Raw genomic sequence first — 17964 nt, 5'->3', positions numbered from 1 at the left:
CGTCACCTTTGTTCATTTGAATTCCCGAATTCTAACGCTTCAAACATTTTTAGCGTTTGCGTCTATTACGATTGCGAATAAATGCTGGAACATCTACATCCCCATGATCTGTATTTGTTGGTTCTTCTTCACGATAGGATGGCGATGATGTTTCAACTGATTCATTTTCAACTGGTCTACGTGGCTCTTCAGGTTTAGCATAGTTCGGACGGTTCACATCAATTTTTTGACCTGTTGCTCGTCTTGTTTGAACGGGTTGTTGTTTTGACTCATCAAATCCTGTAGCAATCACAGTCACAACAAGTTCGTCTTTCAAATCATCATTAATGACAGAACCAAAAATCATATTCACTTCTGGATCAGACGCATTTGACACGATTTCTGCAGCTTCTTGAACTTCATACAAGCTAAGATTTGAACCGCCTGTAATATTCATTAGCACACCTTTTGCACCATCAATCGAAGTTTCAAGTAACGGAGAAGAAATAGCTTTTTTAGCAGCATCTGCCGCACGATTTTCACCCGTCGCAATTCCAATTCCCATAAGAGCTGAACCGCGATTTGTCATAATCGTTTTTACATCTGCGAAATCCAAATTGATAAGTCCAGGAACCGCAATTAAATCAGAAATCCCTTGCACCCCTTGGCGAAGAACATTATCTGCTTCACGGAACGCCTCAAGCATTGGAGTGTTCTTATCGACAATTTGAAGCAAGCGGTCATTTGGAATTACGATTAACGTATCAACCGCTTCTTTCATCGCCTCTGTTCCAGAAAAAGCTTGTTTTGAGCGTTTTGGTCCTTCAAAGCCAAATGGACGTGTAATCACACCAACTGTTAGAGCTCCCATTTCCTTTGCGATTTGTGCAATAACTGGTGCAGCTCCCGTTCCTGTTCCGCCACCCATTCCTGCAGTGACAAATACCATATCCGCACCTTTTAGCGCTTCTTCAATGACTTCACGACTTTCTTCGGCTGCTTTTTTCCCGATTTCAGGAACAGCTCCAGCTCCAAGCCCACGAGTAAGCTTTGAACCGATCTGCAATTTTACTTCAGATTTAGCTAAATTAAGTGCTTGAGCATCTGTATTAACAGAAATAAATTCAACGCCTTGAACACCGTGTTCAATCATACGGTTAACAGCATTATTTCCGCCACCGCCGACGCCAATTACTTTTATTGTTGCCAAGCTTTCAGAATTGGTTTCAAACTCTAACATTCTATTTCCTCCTACTACTTTCTTGGTTTTTTAAATCGTAGTTATTATTCAAAAAAAGCGCCAAAGAAATTTTTCATTTTTGTTGTTACTTTTTCATCATCTGACTTTTTAGGTTTAGGTGCTTTTGCTTTCTTTTCAGCTCGACCTTCGCCTTCTTCGTTATAGGCTGATGTCTCGCTTCCAAGGTCGCGTCCTTCAAGCCCTTCTAATTCGTATGCATATTGGATTAAGCCAACTGCTGTTGTATAGGCTGGATCTCTTACCCCAATATAATCTGGCATGGCAAGTCTTGCATGATTCCCAAGGGTTTTCCCGGCAAGATCAATTGCACCTGGCATCCCCATCGTTCCACCAGTTAAAATATAACCACCTTGCAAATTTCTTGCACCCATACGGTAAACTTCTTCTTGTACGAGTTCAAAAATTTCTTCGAGCCTCGCTTCAATGATATCCGCGATTTCAAGTTGATTGAAATGTTGCTGTTGATCAGAGCCAATAACATCGACAGAAAAGACTTCATCTTGTGATGCATCTTCATAAAAAGCGTAACCATGTTCCAGTTTCACTTTTTCAGCATTTGCCGTTGAAGTGTTTAAACCAAGTGATAAGTCTTTCGTAATATTTTCTCCGCCAACCGGAATGGAGCTTGTAGCCATTAGCTTGCCTTGATCAAACAGACTCACAGTCGTTGTTCCCGCTCCAATATTTACAAGTGCGGTTCCAAACTCTTTATCATCATTAGTCATCGAAATAGCAGCTTCAGCAAGTGGCTGTAGCACGATTTCAGTAATTTCCAGTCCAGCTCGTTCTACGCAGCGGAGGATGTTATGTAAAATTGTTTTTGAACCTGTTACAAGGGAGCCTTCCATTTCTAAACGTACACCACTCATGCCACGCGGATCTGTTATTCCATCAAAGCCATCAACAATAAATTGATGTGGAATGAGACTGATCACCTCGCGCTCAGGACTAAGCGGGGCAACTTGTGCAGAATCTAAAACATTCCAGACATCATGATCGGTAATTTCAGAATTATCACCACTAACCGCAACAATCCCGCGACTGTCTTCAAGCATAATTTGGTTAGAAACGATCCCAACAATCACTTGTGAAATTTCTACGCCAACCATTCGTTCAGCTTTTTGAATCGCTTTTTTGATGGAATCCACAGCTTTATCAATATCAATGACAATGCCCTTTTTGATTCCTTCCGATTCCACGTCGCCAACACCTATAATATTCAAACGGTCATTTGCAATTTCCGCGATGATTACTTTAATTTTTGAAGAGCCAATATCAAGGCTCACATAAATTTCACTTTCTCCCACTGATCGGCACCTCCTTTGTTTTCATTCGTGTACCATTTTCATTTTATTTACAAACTTCTTATTTTCATGTTGACATTTTTCAAGACTATGTTAGATTTACCTATACTATAGTCTACACCAACAAACTTTTGAATTAAAGTACAAAGATCAAATTTTGAACATTTTTTAAGAATTACAAGTAAATAGTGAAAAAAAGGGAACAAACGACCCCCTTTTAGATGGATTATCTATAGAATCATTCTGAATCTGCCTTTTCCTTTTCTTGTTTCTTTTTATAATAGCTTTCAAAATATGCCCCTACTTCAAGATCAATAACACCTTTTTGTCCGTTGTTCAGTTGAGCAGAAATGGAAGGATAATAACTCATTTTATCCGCAAACCCGTGAATAGTTGCTGTTACCTGATTGCCATCATTCATGTACAATAAAATATGCTCAGAGTCACTCTTTACAGGCTTCAGATGAATCTCCGATACAGCATTTTGAACACTTGTCGGTAGCTCTTTCCATTCCTTCACCATATCTTTCAACACGTCATCATTTTTAAAATTGAAAAAGAGCACACGATTTCCAATCGGGAATTTTCTAGCTCGTTCCAGTAGCAACTCGCCATTTTCCAAGATCTCGTAGTAAAAGCCATCTTTTGGCTCGTAACCAATCGTTTTATACTCGGTAATTCTGATTTTAATTGCACGTAGTCCGCTTTTTTCAACAACAGCTTTTTTAATCATTTTATTTTTTTCAAGTTGTTCCGCTACGTTTTTATTATTTGTAGCAATCATATAGTCGCCTTTTCGAACACCACTATCTGACCGCACATCTTGCTCCGTTAGCTCACGGTTTCCCGACACATAAATTGTTTCCACTTTACTAACCGGAGATAAAAAATACAAAGTTGCAAGAATCAGAAGAACAAAGAAGCCAATCAGAAGAATTAAATGGCGCACCAATCTTTTCTTGCGATACTTCTTCAATTCTGGAATGCGGCTTTCAATGGAAACCACTTTTTTATTTTTCGCCATTTAAATCTTGCCTCCTTTGCCCTAGTCCCATTATGCTTTCATGAGGCTTGTCGCCAGTTCTACTAGTCGCTTAGCTGCATCTGGCACACCAAGCTCGCGCGCGTGAAAAGCCATCTCATCAAGTGTTGGCTTGTCCGACATAATCGCATCAATTTGTGCCATCAAATCCGTTTGTCCTAGCTCAGATTCTGTAATCACGACGCTAGCCCCGCTTTTTTCAAGAGAACGAGCATTTTTTTCTTGATGATTAGCCGTTACATACGGACTCGGAATTAAAATACTCGGCACACCAAGTGAAGTCAATTCCGCAATGGTTGTCGCACCTGCTCGCGAAATGACAAGTTCGACTTCGTTTAAAACTTCTGGCATATTGTAGACGAAAGGAACCACACTGATATTTTCACCCAAATCAAGGGTTTGAAGTTCTTCTTTTATTTTTTCATAGTGCACATTTCCGGTCACATAAAGCAGCTGATAGTCCTTATCTTTCCACTCTGGCAAGATTTTCCAGACTGCTTCATTAAGTGGTCTCGCACCTCTACTCCCCCCGAAAGCAAGAACGGTCGGTTTGGCGCTGTCTAATTGATAGGATTTAAGCACATCCGTCGCTTCGATATTCACCACTTCGGAAGCCCGGGGATTTCCTGTAAACACAATTTTTTCTGACGGAAACGAATCGCTAACTTCTTCGAAACAAATGGCGATTTTATCAACGTAACGACTTAAAAATTTATTGGTAAGTCCCGCAACACTATTTTGCTCATGAATAATCGTTGGGATTTTCAATTTACTTGCAGCATAAACGACTGGCCCGCAAACGTAACCGCCTGTTCCAATCACACAGTCTGGATTAAATCGACGCAAAATTTCCTTGCTTTTTTTTGTCCCTTTAAAGAATCGGGCAACTGTCTTAAAGTTCTCCAGTGACAGCGAACGTTTAAAACCAGTAATCTCAATAGCTTCAAACGCAATGCCTTCCCGCGGGACAAGATCCGCTTCAAGACCTTTTGAGGTGCCAATGTATAAAAACTCAGCATCTGGATATTCTTTTTTACATTCTCGGATGAAGGCAAGTGCGGGGAAGATGTGGCCTCCCGTACCGCCGCCTGTTAGTACAATCTTCATTTTTCCACCTCATCAGTCAGTGCGCGAATAGCCCGCATATAAGCATTCCCTCGCACTTCAAAAGTTCGATATTGATCCCAACTTGCACAAGCAGGTGAAAGTAAAATGACATCTCCTGGTTGAGATGCTTTATAAGCAACTGGAACAGCCGCTTCAACATCAGCGACATAATGAACGCTCGTCCCTGCTTCCTTAGCTACTCGCGCGATTTTATCCGCTGTTTCACCAAAAACAACTACGTCTTTCACATTTCGTAAAAATGGCATTAATTCATCAAATTCATTTCCGCGATCTAGTCCACCAGCAAGAAGGACTACCGGTTGCTTGAAACCTTTTAGTGCACTTTGCGTCGCTAAAATATTCGTTGCTTTTGAATCGTTATAAAATTTACGTCCATTAAATTCGGTTACAAACTGAGTACGGTGTGGCACACCTTTAAAGGTTCTAAGAACGGTCATAATGGCATCATTTGAAACGCCAATCGTTTTCACTGTGGCAATTGCAGCCAAGATATTTTCAAGATTATGCTCACCCGGAAGAAGGATATCTTCCCTAGAACCGATCACTTCATCATTGAACATCAGCTGATCATTTTGTACATAGGCTCCTTCAGAAAGGCGCTGTGTCGTTGAAAACGGAATGACACGTGCTGCTGTTTTCCGAGTGAGCCCTTGAAGCTCTTCTTGGTCCCAATTAATTACAAGGACGTCCTCTTTCGTTTGGTTCTTTTGAATATTCCACTTAGCGGCCACATATTCTTCCCGCGTCTTGTGGTAATCCAGATGCGCTTCGTAAATGTTTGTGATAACCGAAATTTTAGGCCTAAATGTAGTAACGCCCATCAGTTGGAAAGAAGAGAGTTCCATTGTAATCCACTGATCGCTTGTGGCATTTTCCGCAACAGCTGATGCAGGAAAGCCAATGTTTCCAGCAAGAAGTGACTTGCCTGCCACCATTTCATTTAGCATCCGGTCAATAATCGTTGTCGTTGTTGTTTTACCATTCGTTCCTGTAATCCCAATAATCGGCGCCTCAGAGATCTGATAAGCCAGCTCCACTTCTGTAATAACAGGAATTCCAAGACGTTCAGCTTTTGCAACCATTGGATTGTTATAAGGAATCCCCGGATTTTTCACAAGTAGTTCAAAACCTTCATCCAAAAGTTCTGTTGGATGGCTTCCACAAATGACTTTAATGCCTTGCTCAAGCAATCCTTGCGCTTCTGGATTTTCACTAAATGGCTTTTGATCATTAACTGTGACAAAAGCGCCTAACTTATGGAGCAAGCTTGCAGCGCTCACACCACTTTTGGCAAGCCCTAGAACCAGTACCTTCTTATGATAATACATTTCAATATTTTTCATTTTGTTAGCCTCCGATATTTCCCTTTTTTGCTAAAAACGACTGAAAGCGCCAGCTAAACGGCTAAAAATGAGCCTTTAGAGACGCTAAAATCATTTATAACTGTACCATTAAAATGGCTGCAACTGCAGCAAGTAAACCTACTCCCCAAAATGTAAGAACAACACGCCACTCATTCCAACCACCAAGTTCAAAATGATGGTGGATGGGTGTCATGCGAAATAGTCTCTTGCCGTGTGTCAATTTGAAATAAGAAACTTGTAAAATCACGGATGCCGTTTCAACAACAAAAACGATTCCGATGAGAAGCAGAAGCCACTCTTGTTTAAGCAAAATTGAAACGGCTGCAAGTGTCCCACCGAGCGCAAGCGAACCGGTATCGCCCATAAATATTTTCGCAGGGTTCTTGTTAAATAATAGAAAACCAAGCATTCCTCCAACTACAGCAAAGCAAAACAAAGCGACTTCAAACTGATTTTGCACAATCGCGATAACGCCAAACGCGGCAAAAGCGATGCTCGAAAGTCCAGAAACGAGTCCGTCTAGTCCGTCGGTTAAATTGACCGCGTTTGAAAAGCCAACCAGCCAGAACAAAACAAATAGTAAGAAAAACCAGCCTAAGTCAATTTCTGTTTGTGTAAATGGAATGCGTAGTGTTTCCGAAAAATCTCCAAAATGATAAACGAGGAAAAAAAGGACAGCGATCGCTACTTGTCCAAGAAATTTCTGTTTGGACGTTAAACCTAAATTGCGTTTCTTAACTACTTTAATATAATCATCGAGAAATCCAAGTGCACCATAAAGCGCGATTGCAATAAACAGCAACCCGGTTGTTAAACTGAAAGAATTAGTGATGAAGCTCATAATCAAATAACTAAACATGATGGCTGTCAAGAAAACAACCGCCCCCATCGTTGGTGTTCCAGATTTTTGAGCATGCATCTTCGGTCCCTCTTCGCGGATACTTTGACCAAACTTCAGCTTCACTAAAAATGGAATTAAGACCGGTACAAAAGCTACCGTTAAAATGAACGCAATCGCAAGCGTGGTGAATAACATATAAAATGACACAATGATTTCTCCCCAATCTTTTTCTTTAAAACTGTTATTTATTGTATTAAAGTTCTAGTTTTTTTTCAATAGCTAATCGCGCTTCCACACGATCGTCAAAATCGATTTTTTCCGTTCCGATGATTTGATAATCTTCATGACCTTTTCCGGCAATTAAAATCACATCGTGAGCTTCAGCTTGTTCAATCGCATACTGAATCGCTTCCCGGCGGTTTACTCGTACAACATAGTCTTTTCCTTCTACACCTTTTTCCATATCACTAATAATTGTTCGCGGGTCTTCTGTCCGTGGATTATCTGATGTGAAAATAGGATCTGTCGCATACTCAACTGCGATTTTTGCCATCTTCGGTCGTTTGCCTTTGTCACGATCGCCGCCACAACCTACAACGACAAATACACGTTTTTCAGCAAATTCGTCTACTGTTTCAAGCACATTCAACAAACCATCTGGTGTATGCGCATAATCGACAATAACCGGAAAATCTTGTCCCGCATGAACGAGTTCAAAGCGTCCTGCAACGCCTTTTATTTCCCCAAGCGTTTGGATAGCTTCTTTTTCAGGAATTTGAAGTGCAAACGAAGTCGCAAGCGCCGCAAGGACATTATAGATACTAAATTTACCGATCATTTGAATGTGCACTTTCTGAGTACCTGTTTTTGAAACTAAATCGAAAGTCGATCCTTTACTTGTAATTTCAATATTTTTCGCTCTAAAATCAGCATCATGGTCAATTCCATAAGTAATGACAGGGACAGCCGTTGCTTCTCGCATCGTTTCTGAAGCCGGGTCATCCGCATTGAGCACGGCTATTTTTGGGGCTTCCTTTTGGAACTTATTGCCAAGTTGCGCAAACAACAAGCTTTTAGCATGGGCATAAGCTTCCATTGTTTTGTGGTAGTCCAAGTGATCTTGTGAAAGATTCGTAAAAACTGCCACATCATAGTCCGTTCCGTGAACACGGCCTTGAACGAGTGCGTGACTTGAAACTTCCATCGTCACATTCGTTACCTCAGCCTTTTTCATATCAGAAAAAACTTGTTGAAGCGTTAAACTTCCCGGCGTGGTGTTTTTAGTTTCGATCGTGCGCTCAGCAATGCGCATATACATCGTACCGATGAGCCCCGTCTTTTCACCTTGTGCCCGCAAAATTTGGTCGATTAAATGAGTAACTGTCGTTTTCCCATTTGTTCCCGTTACACCAATCATGCGCATTTTCTGACTTGGCGAACCGTAAAAATGATCGGCAAGAAGCGCGAGTGCACGCTTTGTGTCTTGAACACGAATCACGGGAATCGATACAGGTACCTCACGTTCCGCCAAAATAACACTTGCTCCCTTTTCTTCAGCCGCCTTAGCAAATTCATGACCATCGATTACTTCCCCGTCAATACAAACAAAAAAAGTACCTGGTGTTACTTCACGGCTGTCCTGTTCTATTTTTTCAATATCTATCTCCGGCAACTTATCATCGCTATAATAAAGCGGCAGCACACTTAATAGCTTCTCTAACTTCACAACTTCCATCTCCTTTAAGCTTGCTTTTCGCTCTTTCCTAAAATAAATAAGACAAAAAATCTCCTTTTCTATCTTAGCAAAAAGTAATAAGCATTTCTATATGACCTAAAGCCCAGTAAAATAGGTATTCTGGCTTCTCTGACAAAGAAGCCAGAATACCTACTAGGCAAAAATCATTGACCCGTCAAAAGGTCTCCTACACCTTGATTTTCTTGAATATTCGTGTCTTGCTTGACCTTTTCCTTATCTGAATCATCATTGTTCTGCGTAAAAGCTTCAATAGAATCAGGAGTAGCAAGTTCGAGCTTAAGCTCCGTGTCATTATTTAAAATCGTCCCAGCAGCTGCACTTTGTTTTGTCACGTATCCACTTCCACTAAAGCTAAATGGAATCCCCGTGATTTCTGAAACCTTGAGTGCATCTTCACGCGACCAGTTTTGCATGTCTGGAACGGTCATATCTCCATCGGTCATCAAAATCACTTTTTGACCTTCAAGAATTGTCTCTCCCACTTTAGGAAGCTGTTGCACAATTTTTTTACCATTTCCGATCACAATTGGTGTTAATTGATCTTGTTCTACTGCTTTTTTCGCTTCAGCTACTGATTTTCCAGTGTAATCTTTCATGGTGATCTTCGAAAGCTTCTTCTCAGCAGCCGGTTTAATATTTAAGTACTGCAAACTATTTTTCATAACTGGATTAAAGACCTCAGAAACAGCTTCTCCACCCGTTTCAGTATCAGAAAGTTGCGGTTGCTGCATGGTCACATACATCACGATCTCCGGATCATTTGCTGGAGCCATCCCCATAAACGAAAATATATAATTGTTTTTTCCAGTCATATATTTCCCAGAAGTTGGATCCGCAATTTGCGAAGTCCCTGTTTTACCAGCAACTGAATAACCCGGGATGGCATAAAGTTTCCCTGTGCCGTGTTCCCCACTCACTACTTGTTCTAACTCTTCTCGAGTTTGCTTAGCCGTTGCTTCGCTAATCGGGTTCCCCGTGACTTTCATTTGCGTTTTGGTTGTTTGATTGGTATTTGGATCCTTCACCGAAGAAACCACATACGGCAATTTCATTTTTCCATCGCTCGCAATAGCCGAAGCACCTTGTAGCATTTGCATCATCGAAACAGTAGTCCCTTGACCAAAAACCGTGGTTACTTTTTCGACCGGATAGTGATAAAGAATTTTTCCAGTTGCTTCATTTGGAAGCTGAATCCCTGTTTTCTTTCCGAAGCCAAATTTCGTCAAATATTTTTCAAACGTATCCGTCCCCATCTTGCTTAACAAAGTAGCAAAAGCAACGTTACTTGAGCGCTCGACTCCTTCCCGATAAGGAATTGTGCCCCAACCTACTCCACCATTATGGTCATGAATAGGAATATCTCCAACCTTGTAAATCCCAGACTTAAAGTACGCATTCGGATTGTATACACCTGTATCAATCGCGGATGCCAGTGAAAAAATCTTCATAACAGAGCCTGGCTCATAGGCATATTCGACAGGTAAATCTTGCCAAACCCCAGCTGATTGTTCATTTAAGCCCGCTTTTGTTGTCGGGTTGAATGAAGGACGCTGGCTCATTGCTAGAATTTCCCCTGTCTTTGGATTCATCACAACTGCCATCATATTTTTAGGCTTATATTTGGCATTTACCGTTGTCATCGTATCCTCTAAAAAGGTTTGAATTTTTTTATCTAGCGTCAGTTCAATTTGGCTACCATCTTTTGCCTTTTCAACATTTTTATCTGCATTCGGCAAAATATAACCCATCCGATCTGTGCTATATTTTAACTTGCCATTTTCTCCAGTTAGCGCCGAATTATAACTTTTTTCAATACCCATCTTTCCAACGAGTGAACTTTCTCCACTTTGGCCCTCTGTTTGCTGCGCAAACCCAATTAATTGTGTAGCAAACGTTCCATTTGGATAAAATCGTTCCGCTTGTCGAGTGAAAATCAAACCTGGCAAATCTTCTTTTTCAATTTTCTTTTTCGTTTCAACAGAGAGATTTTTCCCCGCTTTTCCGAATTCGACTTGGTAAACTTTTTTCTTATTTAATTGCTTCAAAATATCCGCCTTTGACATCGCGATATATTTGCTAAGCACTTCAGCCGTTTTTTCCTTATTCGTCACATACATCGGATTTTTATCCGTTTTAGATAACCGATCGGAAACAACAGCAGCAAGTGTATAAGTAGCCGTATCCTCAGCAAGCACTTCCCCATTCCGGTCAATAATCGAACCACGTTTTGCTTCAATAACTTCGCTTTTTGCATGTTGCTTACTAGCAAGTGCAGCAAGCGGTTCCCCGTTCACCACACCACGAATTTGAATGTATAAAAAGCGTCCCGTAAGAACGAGGAAAAGCGCAGTGAAAAAGACAAAAAGAGCTAATGCGCCTCTCCTCATATTTCCTCTGCGCCGATTCATTTGCCATCTACTACTTTCACGTTATCACCATCAAGTTTCAAGCCTTTTTCTTTTGCTTTTTGAAGAATCCGTTCATAGCGACCCAAATCGTTCACTTGCACTTTCAAATCTGCATTGTTTTTTTCTTGATCAGAAAGTTTAGATTCTGTCGTTTCTACACTTTGATTAACATCATAAATGCTTGCTTGTACTCGAATAATTTGAAAAGCGATGACAGCCACTACTACGATTGCAATCGCAACGATTATTTTTTCACCTGTTGTCACACGCTTACGTTTGACAAGTATTTGTTTTTGTTCTTCTGTGTGTTCAGTATGTATACGCTTTGGTTCCAAATTGGATTTGTAGGCTACATTACTCACATAAACCATCTCCTACATCATTTGATTTTTTCAATGACGCGCAATTTTGCAGAACGCGCCCGATTATTATGTTCAATCTCTTCGACACTCGGCAGAATCGGTTTCCTTTCGACCAGTTTGAAATCTGGTTGATATTCATCAGGCAAAACCGGTAATCCTCGTGGTACTTCTGGTCCTTTCGCTGCCTCTTGAAAAATTTGTTTCACAATCCGATCTTCTAGCGAGTGAAAAGTAATAACACTAATCCTTCCGCCTTTTTTAAGTAGCGTAAGAGCATCAGTAAGAGAGTCTTCAACAGCCGACAATTCATCATTCACAGCAATTCGAATGGCTTGGAAAATCCGTTTTGCTGGATGCCCACCTTTTCGCCTTGCTGGCGCTGGAATCGCCGTCTTAATAATATCCACAAGTTCCCCCGTCGTTTCAATAGGAGCATTTTCTCGGCGTCGCTCGATTTCACGTGCCACTTGTTTCGAAAACTTTTCTTCACCGTAGCGAAAAAAAATTCGAACTAGCTGTTCATAGCTCCATTCATTCACAACTGTTTTTGCCGAAAGTTCCTGAGTTCTATCCATTCGCATGTCAAGTGCGGCGTCGTTGTGATAACTAAATCCACGCTCACGCTCATCAAGTTGCGGTGAAGATACCCCAAGATCATATAAAATACCGTCTACTTCCTTTACTTCTTTTGCAAGAAGCTCCAGTTTTAGCTCGCGAAAATTCGCTTTAATGAGTGTAAGACGAGGATCGCTTAAATTTTCTTTAGCATTTTGAATGGCCACATCATCTTGATCGAACGCATAAACGCGTCCTTCTTCGCCAAGCTGACTGAGCAGATAAGACGTATGCCCTGCACCACCAAGTGTTGCATCTACATAAACCCCATCTTTTTTTATCTCTAATTGATCTACTGTTTCATGCAGCAAAACTGTTTCATGTTGAAACATTTTAGCCCTCCTTAAATATCGAATCCAATCATATTTTCAGCAATATCCGCAAAGGATTCTTCGGCTTCTTCAAAAGCAGCCTCCCATTCCGGCTTACTCCAAATTTCCACACGATTGGAAACTCCGATAATCACTGATTCCTTTTCAAGGTCTGCATAACTTAACAGCGTTTGTGGAATATTAATCCGTCCCTGCTTATCAAGTTCACATTCAGAAGCCCCAGAAAAGAAGAACCGCGTGAATGAACGGGCATCTTTTTTAGTCAGTGGAAGCGATTGAAGTTTTTCTTCCAACTTGCTCCACTCCGAATGTGGATAAGCAAATAAACACTTATCGAGTCCGCGAGTGATGACAAATTGTTCGCCTAATAGCTCACGGAATTTCGCTGGCACGATTAAACGGCCCTTTATATCAATGTTATGTTGATATTCGCCCATGAACATTAGACTTCCCCCACTTTCTTATTTACCACTTTACCACATCTCCCCACTTTACTCCACCCTAAACCTAAAAAAATCCAAAAAAAATCTCTTTCTCATAGAGAGAAAGAGATTAAAAGCATTGATATAAAGCCATCTAACAAAAATAGAAATGCGGTGGGGGGAAATGGGGCAAAAAAGTAAAAACCCCCACTCCTTGCCCCAAAACGTTTTTTCATTTATTGATAACTGATCGCAAGAATAAGTCCAGTGAGATAAAAGAAGAGATAAAACAAGGCAAAAATGAAAAAACAGATTCGCCAGTAGGTTCGGAAAACGCGAGCAAGACGAAGCTCCCCATCTCTAAGCGCAAAAATAACGACAATCCCGATGCCAACTAAAAATAAAACAAGCAAAATATAGAGTAAGAACGATCGCCCAAATAATTGAACCATCCAGAAGTGATCCGCTAGAATAAAGAAAAAAGTGGTAAGGTCTGCACTCCACTTTAACGCACGGGGCTGACTTTTTAGTCCCCACTTTAGCCCCAAGTAAAAAAAGAAAAACAAAAAAACAGGGCAAACCATCAACCAGGCTGACATCTCAGTCGTCCAATTTAGCATTTTCGTTCTCCTTTCCTTTAATAAGTTGATAAAGCATCGTGAGTCTTTCTGCAGAAAGTTCTTTCTCTTCAAGCATCTTCAAAACTGGAAGCACGATCGCATCTATTTCTGTTTTTCTTTTATGTAATAAATCAACAGCCATTGATGACCAGTTAAAGGCCGTATTTCGACAAATCGCTTCCACTACTTCTATACCATTTTCTACTTGTAACACTCGATTAGCTTCTCGAACCACTTCAAGTAGCAATCCGTGAAATTCTTTATTTGTAAGCAGCAAACCATTTGGAACATTTAAAAGTGCCGTAAGTGGATTGATCGCTGTATTAATCAATAATTTTCGGTAAATGTCTTTAAAAATATTCGTCGAGAAAGAAACCGGAAAATCGGGCAAAGTTGTTAGGTATTCTTTTAATCCTTCATCAAAGCTCCCGCGCCAAATGCCGAGCGTAGTTGCACCACTTCCGTTAGATTCAACTTCTCGATCGCTACATCGTACCACTCCGTGGCTTGTAATTCCAAGTAAAATTGTTTCAGCAGACAATTCATTAAGCCATTCAATGTGTCCGATTCCATTTGTCAGAAAAGCAAGCGGCGTTTCTTTCGGAAAAGTTTCCAATTGCGCCTTGAGTCCAGCCAGTTGGTAACTTTTAACCGTCACAAAAAGCAAATCTTGATGTCTAAAGCTCTGTTCCCCGGTCACTTCACTTCTTACCGAATATGTATCTGTTCCAAGCTTGATTCCTTCTGCATTTAATCGCGCTTGTTGCTCCGTGCGACGAACAAATACCGTGACATCTGCATATAAACTCAAACGCGCGGCAAAAAACAGCCCAATCGCTCCGCCACCAATGATCCCTATTTTCGGTTTCATATTCTGCCTCCCGGTCTGCTTTAAAATCTTATCTTCTACTATTTTAAGCGAAAAACAGCAAAAATAAAAGCACGACAAGATCCATGGTATCTTGTCGTGCTTTTATAAGTTTACAAGTGTACGTATCACTTGCTTATAAACGGTTTAATTAGCCGTTCGCTACTTCTTTACCATCATAATGTCCGCATTCAGGACACACGCGGTGAGAAAGTTTCATTTCTCCACAGTTCGAGCATTCATTCATGCCTGGAACCTGTAATTTGAAATGTGTGCGACGCTTACGTTTTTTAGTCTTTGAAGTTCTTCTAGCAGGTACTGCCATTTCCATACACCTCCTTAGCGAATTTGAGTTTTAAGGATTTCCTTAAAATTTATTCCAGCCTGATCGGTACTAATCGTCTTTTTTTTCATCAAAAAAATCGGCCAGTCCCGCAAGACGAGGATCCACCTTTGGCTTCTTAAGAGCTTCTTCTTGAACAAAATCATCTTCTGTTTTTAGCTCCCAGTCTTTCCCTTGCGGAAGTTCTTCACTTCCAGTTACTTCATCACTAAATACTTGCATAGGAATTTCAACCAATAAAAGTTCTTCAACAACGGGGGTCAAATCCACCGTATCTTTTTCCATCAAATGGAAAGATTCATCTTGAAGATCTTCTTTCGATGTGACAAAGGTTTCTACCGAATGAATTTCATATGGCCAAACTACATCTACAAGCGTTCTTGCACATGGAAGCACAAGCGACCCGCTAATGTTTAAGCTTGCGACCACATCATTTCCCTGCATTTCTAGTCCGCCTTGAACTGTTACAGGAGAAGCTCCTCGCACATCTTGATTGTTCGCTTTCAAGTATTCAGTTAGATCAACTTGTTCGTTGATTTCAAAAGGTTCGTTACGGTATTTTTTTAATTGACTTAATGACCATTTCATCATTCATCACTCCAAGCGCAACAAAAGCTATTATAGCTTTTTCAAAGGTTTTTGTCAATGTTTTTTCCGGTTTCTTGGCAGGAGTTAAACAAGATGATATGCTTAAGAAAGCAAAAATGTAAACGAGGTGAGAAAATTTGCGTGCCACTGGAATTATTGTTGAATATAATCCGCTTCATAATGGGCATTTATACCATTTGCAAGAAGCGCGAAAACAAACAAAAGCGGATATCATCATCGCAATCATGAGTGGTTCTTTCGTCCAGCGCGGGGAACCGGCGATCGTCTCTAAAGAACTGCGTACAAAATGGGCTCTTGAAGCTGGCTGCGACCTTGTATTTGAGTTGCCTGTTCGGTTTGCTGTCCAACAAGCAGATATCTTTGCTTCAGCAGCAATTGAATTGCTCAAGGATTTAAAAACGAATGCGCTTTTTTTCGGAAGTGAAAATGGTGATGCTACAAAATTCCGCATCATTGCCAAGCTGGCTGCTAGTCCGCTCTTCGAAGAAGCTTTACGTCGAATGCTAGCAGAAAAAAAGCTAAGTTATGGCGAAGCTTACACAGAAACACTCACTTCTTTCACGAATGAACTTGATGTGACAAAGCCCAACAATATTTTAGGTTTGCACTATGCCCTTGCAAATGAAAAGCAAGAAGCTGGTCTTAAACTTTACTCACTTAAACGAACAAATAACTATCATGCAACAGATGTCCATTCAAATGATTTTGCCAGTGCTACGGCGCTCCGTAAGCTTCTACTTGAGAATAACCTTCCTGCTATAAAAACGAAAGTTCCCGGTTTTGTTTATACTTCGTTAGAAAACTATCAGACTCCTCTTTTGTCCTTTTCAAGCGCCTATCCGTACTTACGCTACCGCCTTTTAAGCGACCGAAATGAGTCTCTTACAGTAATCAACAGTGTGACAGAAGGTATCGAAAACCGCTTGCGACGCGCTGCTTTTGAAGAAACAGCAGAAGAATTCTTGCGTGCTACAACAACAAAACGCTACAGCACCTCACGCGTTCGCCGGACTGCTATGCAAATTCTATTACAGTTTCAAAAAAAGGATCAGCCTGAAAACCACCTTCGCCTGCTTGGCATGACGAAACAAGGGCAAGCATATCTTTCCACGATCAAAAAAGAACTGTCGCTCCCACTTGTTTCGACACCTTCAAAAGCAAGCCAAGAGCTCATTCAATACGACATCCAAGCATCAAGACTCTATCATTTACTAGAAGGAAATTCAGCGCAGCTAAATGCTCCATTCAGTGCCCGACCACTGCTTTATTTCTGATATGTTCACATCGTGTGTTTCTTTGCCAAGTCGAACTTCCGGTTTCTTTCCTTTGTAATATACTTTGTCGAGCGTAACTTGACTAGCGCGGTACTGAATAGCAAGTATTTGTGTGTGTTTCTCATCTACTACGAGAAAATGAGTGATACTTACTTTTTTATAGGCAGAAATAACTAACGCCCGTGGTTCACTATCCATATAAAGCGGTGTGGGAACGGGCATCTCCGCAATTAAAAAAGTGGCACGAATTCCAGTTGCTGTCTGACTTTCCTCATCTTCTCCTTTGTGGTGACCAATGTGCCGGAAGTTAAACGAACGATTATCTGAAGAAGAAACATGACCAATAATTTGAGTATCATAGGCTGCGGAACTTGTTTCATGCGCCTTGATTTCTACGCCACCGAAACAGTTTTCGGTGGCGTTATTGTGTAAAACGACATGTCTCGATCCATCATCCACCTCAATCCCATTTGAATTGGAGAATCCTTTTTCATGAGCTCTTCCACTTGGATCATGCAAAAAACAATGTGAAATATAAATAAAATCACTATGGTGTGTTGTGACGCCATCGTCCCCAAATCCGGCTGCTTCAACTTGGTCAATCCAAACATATGCACTGCGAAACCTTGAAGTTGTTCCGTCACCTTGGTAGCTATAAAATGCGCTCGTAACATCAACACCATGTAGTCCAGCATTTAGTACTTTCACCTTTCTGATAAGGGCAAATTGAACATGTGCAAGCGTGATTCCACTCGAAGAAGTGCCTCCTGAGGCACTTCTTTCGCTTTCCCCAAAACGGGAGGAATCCCAGTTCAAAGTAAAGCCTTCTAAACGAATTCGTTTGTTCCCAGCAAAGAGATTGCGATTTCGAATTCCTTGCCTCTTTTTTGGGGTTTCTTTTATCAATAGAAGTGTTGTTAGCTCTTCCCCTGCTCCGATGATCGCTGTATTAGATGGAACTTTTAATCCTGAAATCAAAAATGTCCCTTTTGGAACATAAACGATTCGACCACCACGACGCATTGCCCGTTTAAAAGCCAAAGTCGAGTCAATTTCCCCTTCAGGATCCGCTCCGTAATCTAACACAGAAACTTCCTCTGCTTCATCTTTTAGCGTTCCAAGTTCAGCAAAAAGAAGCGGTTGCCAGTCAACTTCAAGAAGCGGGCGTTTTTCGATGGCAGCAGGCCGACTAAATCCGTTTGTCTGTGCTCGAGTGACAAGAAGAGAAAGTGACCACTTTCGTTTTTTCTTTCGTTCATTTTTGTCATCCGCTTCTTGCCATTTTGCAAATAAGTGTTCTGTCATGCGGATCCCTTTGTCAAGTCCCTCAGAACTTCTATATGTTGGAAAAAAAGCACTGATTTTCGCTTGATTTCGAACTTTAAGATTCATTTTATTTCATCCCTCGCTTTCCAGGTAAACTTCCCTTACTCTTC

17 protein-coding genes are annotated in these 17964 nt (G+C 40.9%); 1 reads left to right on the top strand and 16 read right to left on the bottom strand.

Annotated elements, in window-relative coordinates; genetic code table 11:
• Positions 1-49 precede the first annotated feature (49 nt).
• The 15 genes from ftsZ to HB912_RS02145 all read right to left on the bottom strand — a co-directional run bounded on the left by ftsZ (position 50) and on the right by HB912_RS02145 (position 15233).
• The gene (gene ftsZ / locus HB912_RS02215; protein WP_185372018.1) at positions 50-1219 is read right to left on the bottom strand and encodes a cell division protein FtsZ; all 1170 of its coding nucleotides are present in this window, start codon (positions 1217-1219) and stop codon (positions 50-52) included.
• Positions 1220-1263: 44 nt separating this feature from the next.
• A complete protein-coding gene (gene ftsA, locus HB912_RS02210; protein WP_185372017.1) occupies positions 1264-2547 on the bottom strand; it encodes a cell division protein FtsA in 1284 nt (427 codons plus the stop codon).
• Positions 2548-2782: 235 nt separating this feature from the next.
• Positions 2783-3568, bottom strand: a complete 786-nt coding sequence (locus HB912_RS02205; protein ID WP_185372016.1) for a cell division protein FtsQ/DivIB — start codon at positions 3566-3568, stop codon at positions 2783-2785.
• A 30-nt stretch (positions 3569-3598) separates the two neighbouring features.
• Positions 3599-4693, bottom strand: a complete 1095-nt coding sequence (gene murG / locus HB912_RS02200; RefSeq protein ID WP_185372015.1) for an undecaprenyldiphospho-muramoylpentapeptide beta-N-acetylglucosaminyltransferase — start codon at positions 4691-4693, stop codon at positions 3599-3601.
• Positions 4690-6057, bottom strand: a complete 1368-nt coding sequence (murD, locus tag HB912_RS02195; protein ID WP_185372014.1) for a UDP-N-acetylmuramoyl-L-alanine--D-glutamate ligase — start codon at positions 6055-6057, stop codon at positions 4690-4692. Before murD ends, murG begins: the two co-directional genes overlap by 4 nt.
• A 94-nt stretch (positions 6058-6151) precedes the next feature.
• The gene (gene mraY / locus HB912_RS02190) at positions 6152-7126 is read right to left on the bottom strand and encodes a phospho-N-acetylmuramoyl-pentapeptide-transferase (protein WP_185372013.1); all 975 of its coding nucleotides are present in this window, start codon (positions 7124-7126) and stop codon (positions 6152-6154) included.
• Positions 7127-7172: 46 nt separating this feature from the next.
• Positions 7173-8645: a UDP-N-acetylmuramoyl-L-alanyl-D-glutamate--2,6-diaminopimelate ligase gene (locus HB912_RS02185; RefSeq protein WP_342354355.1), complete on the bottom strand. Its 1473-nt coding sequence runs from the start codon at positions 8643-8645 to the stop codon at positions 7173-7175.
• Between the two features lie 173 nt (positions 8646-8818).
• A complete protein-coding gene (locus tag HB912_RS02180; RefSeq protein ID WP_185372011.1) occupies positions 8819-11083 on the bottom strand; it encodes a penicillin-binding protein in 2265 nt (754 codons plus the stop codon).
• Entirely contained in the window at positions 11080-11445 is a 366-nt protein-coding gene (ftsL, locus tag HB912_RS02175; protein WP_036071926.1) for a cell division protein FtsL, read from the bottom strand. Before ftsL ends, HB912_RS02180 begins: the two co-directional genes overlap by 4 nt.
• 17 nt (positions 11446-11462) lie before the next feature.
• Positions 11463-12392, bottom strand: coding sequence for a 16S rRNA (cytosine(1402)-N(4))-methyltransferase RsmH (rsmH, locus tag HB912_RS02170; protein WP_185372010.1), 930 nt, complete (start codon positions 12390-12392; stop codon positions 11463-11465).
• 11 nt (positions 12393-12403) lie between these two features.
• The gene (mraZ, locus tag HB912_RS02165) at positions 12404-12835 is read right to left on the bottom strand and encodes a division/cell wall cluster transcriptional repressor MraZ (RefSeq protein WP_185372009.1); all 432 of its coding nucleotides are present in this window, start codon (positions 12833-12835) and stop codon (positions 12404-12406) included.
• A gap of 215 nt (positions 12836-13050) precedes the next feature.
• Entirely contained in the window at positions 13051-13434 is a 384-nt protein-coding gene (locus tag HB912_RS02160; protein WP_185372008.1) for a DUF3397 family protein, read from the bottom strand.
• Positions 13415-14305, bottom strand: a complete 891-nt coding sequence (locus tag HB912_RS02155) for a 2-dehydropantoate 2-reductase (RefSeq protein ID WP_185372007.1) — start codon at positions 14303-14305, stop codon at positions 13415-13417. The genes HB912_RS02160 and HB912_RS02155 overlap by 20 nt, the downstream gene beginning before the upstream one ends.
• Positions 14306-14453: 148 nt before the next feature.
• Positions 14454-14627, bottom strand: coding sequence for a 50S ribosomal protein L32 (rpmF, locus tag HB912_RS02150; protein ID WP_036071936.1), 174 nt, complete (start codon positions 14625-14627; stop codon positions 14454-14456).
• Between the two features lie 69 nt (positions 14628-14696).
• Positions 14697-15233, bottom strand: coding sequence for a YceD family protein (locus HB912_RS02145; RefSeq protein ID WP_185372006.1), 537 nt, complete (start codon positions 15231-15233; stop codon positions 14697-14699).
• Positions 15234-15370: 137 nt separating this feature from the next.
• On the opposite strand from HB912_RS02145, the gene HB912_RS02140 reads away from it, so the two are divergent.
• Positions 15371-16528, top strand: coding sequence for a nucleotidyltransferase (locus HB912_RS02140; protein ID WP_185372005.1), 1158 nt, complete (start codon positions 15371-15373; stop codon positions 16526-16528).
• On the opposite strand, the gene HB912_RS02135 is transcribed toward HB912_RS02140, so the two are convergent.
• Complete coding sequence (locus HB912_RS02135) at positions 16487-17920, bottom strand: glycosyl hydrolase family 28-related protein (RefSeq protein ID WP_185372004.1); 1434 nt, start codon at positions 17918-17920, stop codon at positions 16487-16489. The genes HB912_RS02140 and HB912_RS02135 overlap by 42 nt on opposite strands.
• Positions 17921-17964 lie beyond the last annotated feature (44 nt).

The sequence above is a fragment of the Listeria aquatica genome (genome assembly GCF_014223975.1).
Lineage (GTDB): Bacteria > Bacillota > Bacilli > Lactobacillales > Listeriaceae > Listeria > Listeria aquatica.
The sequence above is the reverse complement of the archived record's forward strand: the minus strand, read 5'-3'. Positions and strand labels throughout refer to the sequence as shown.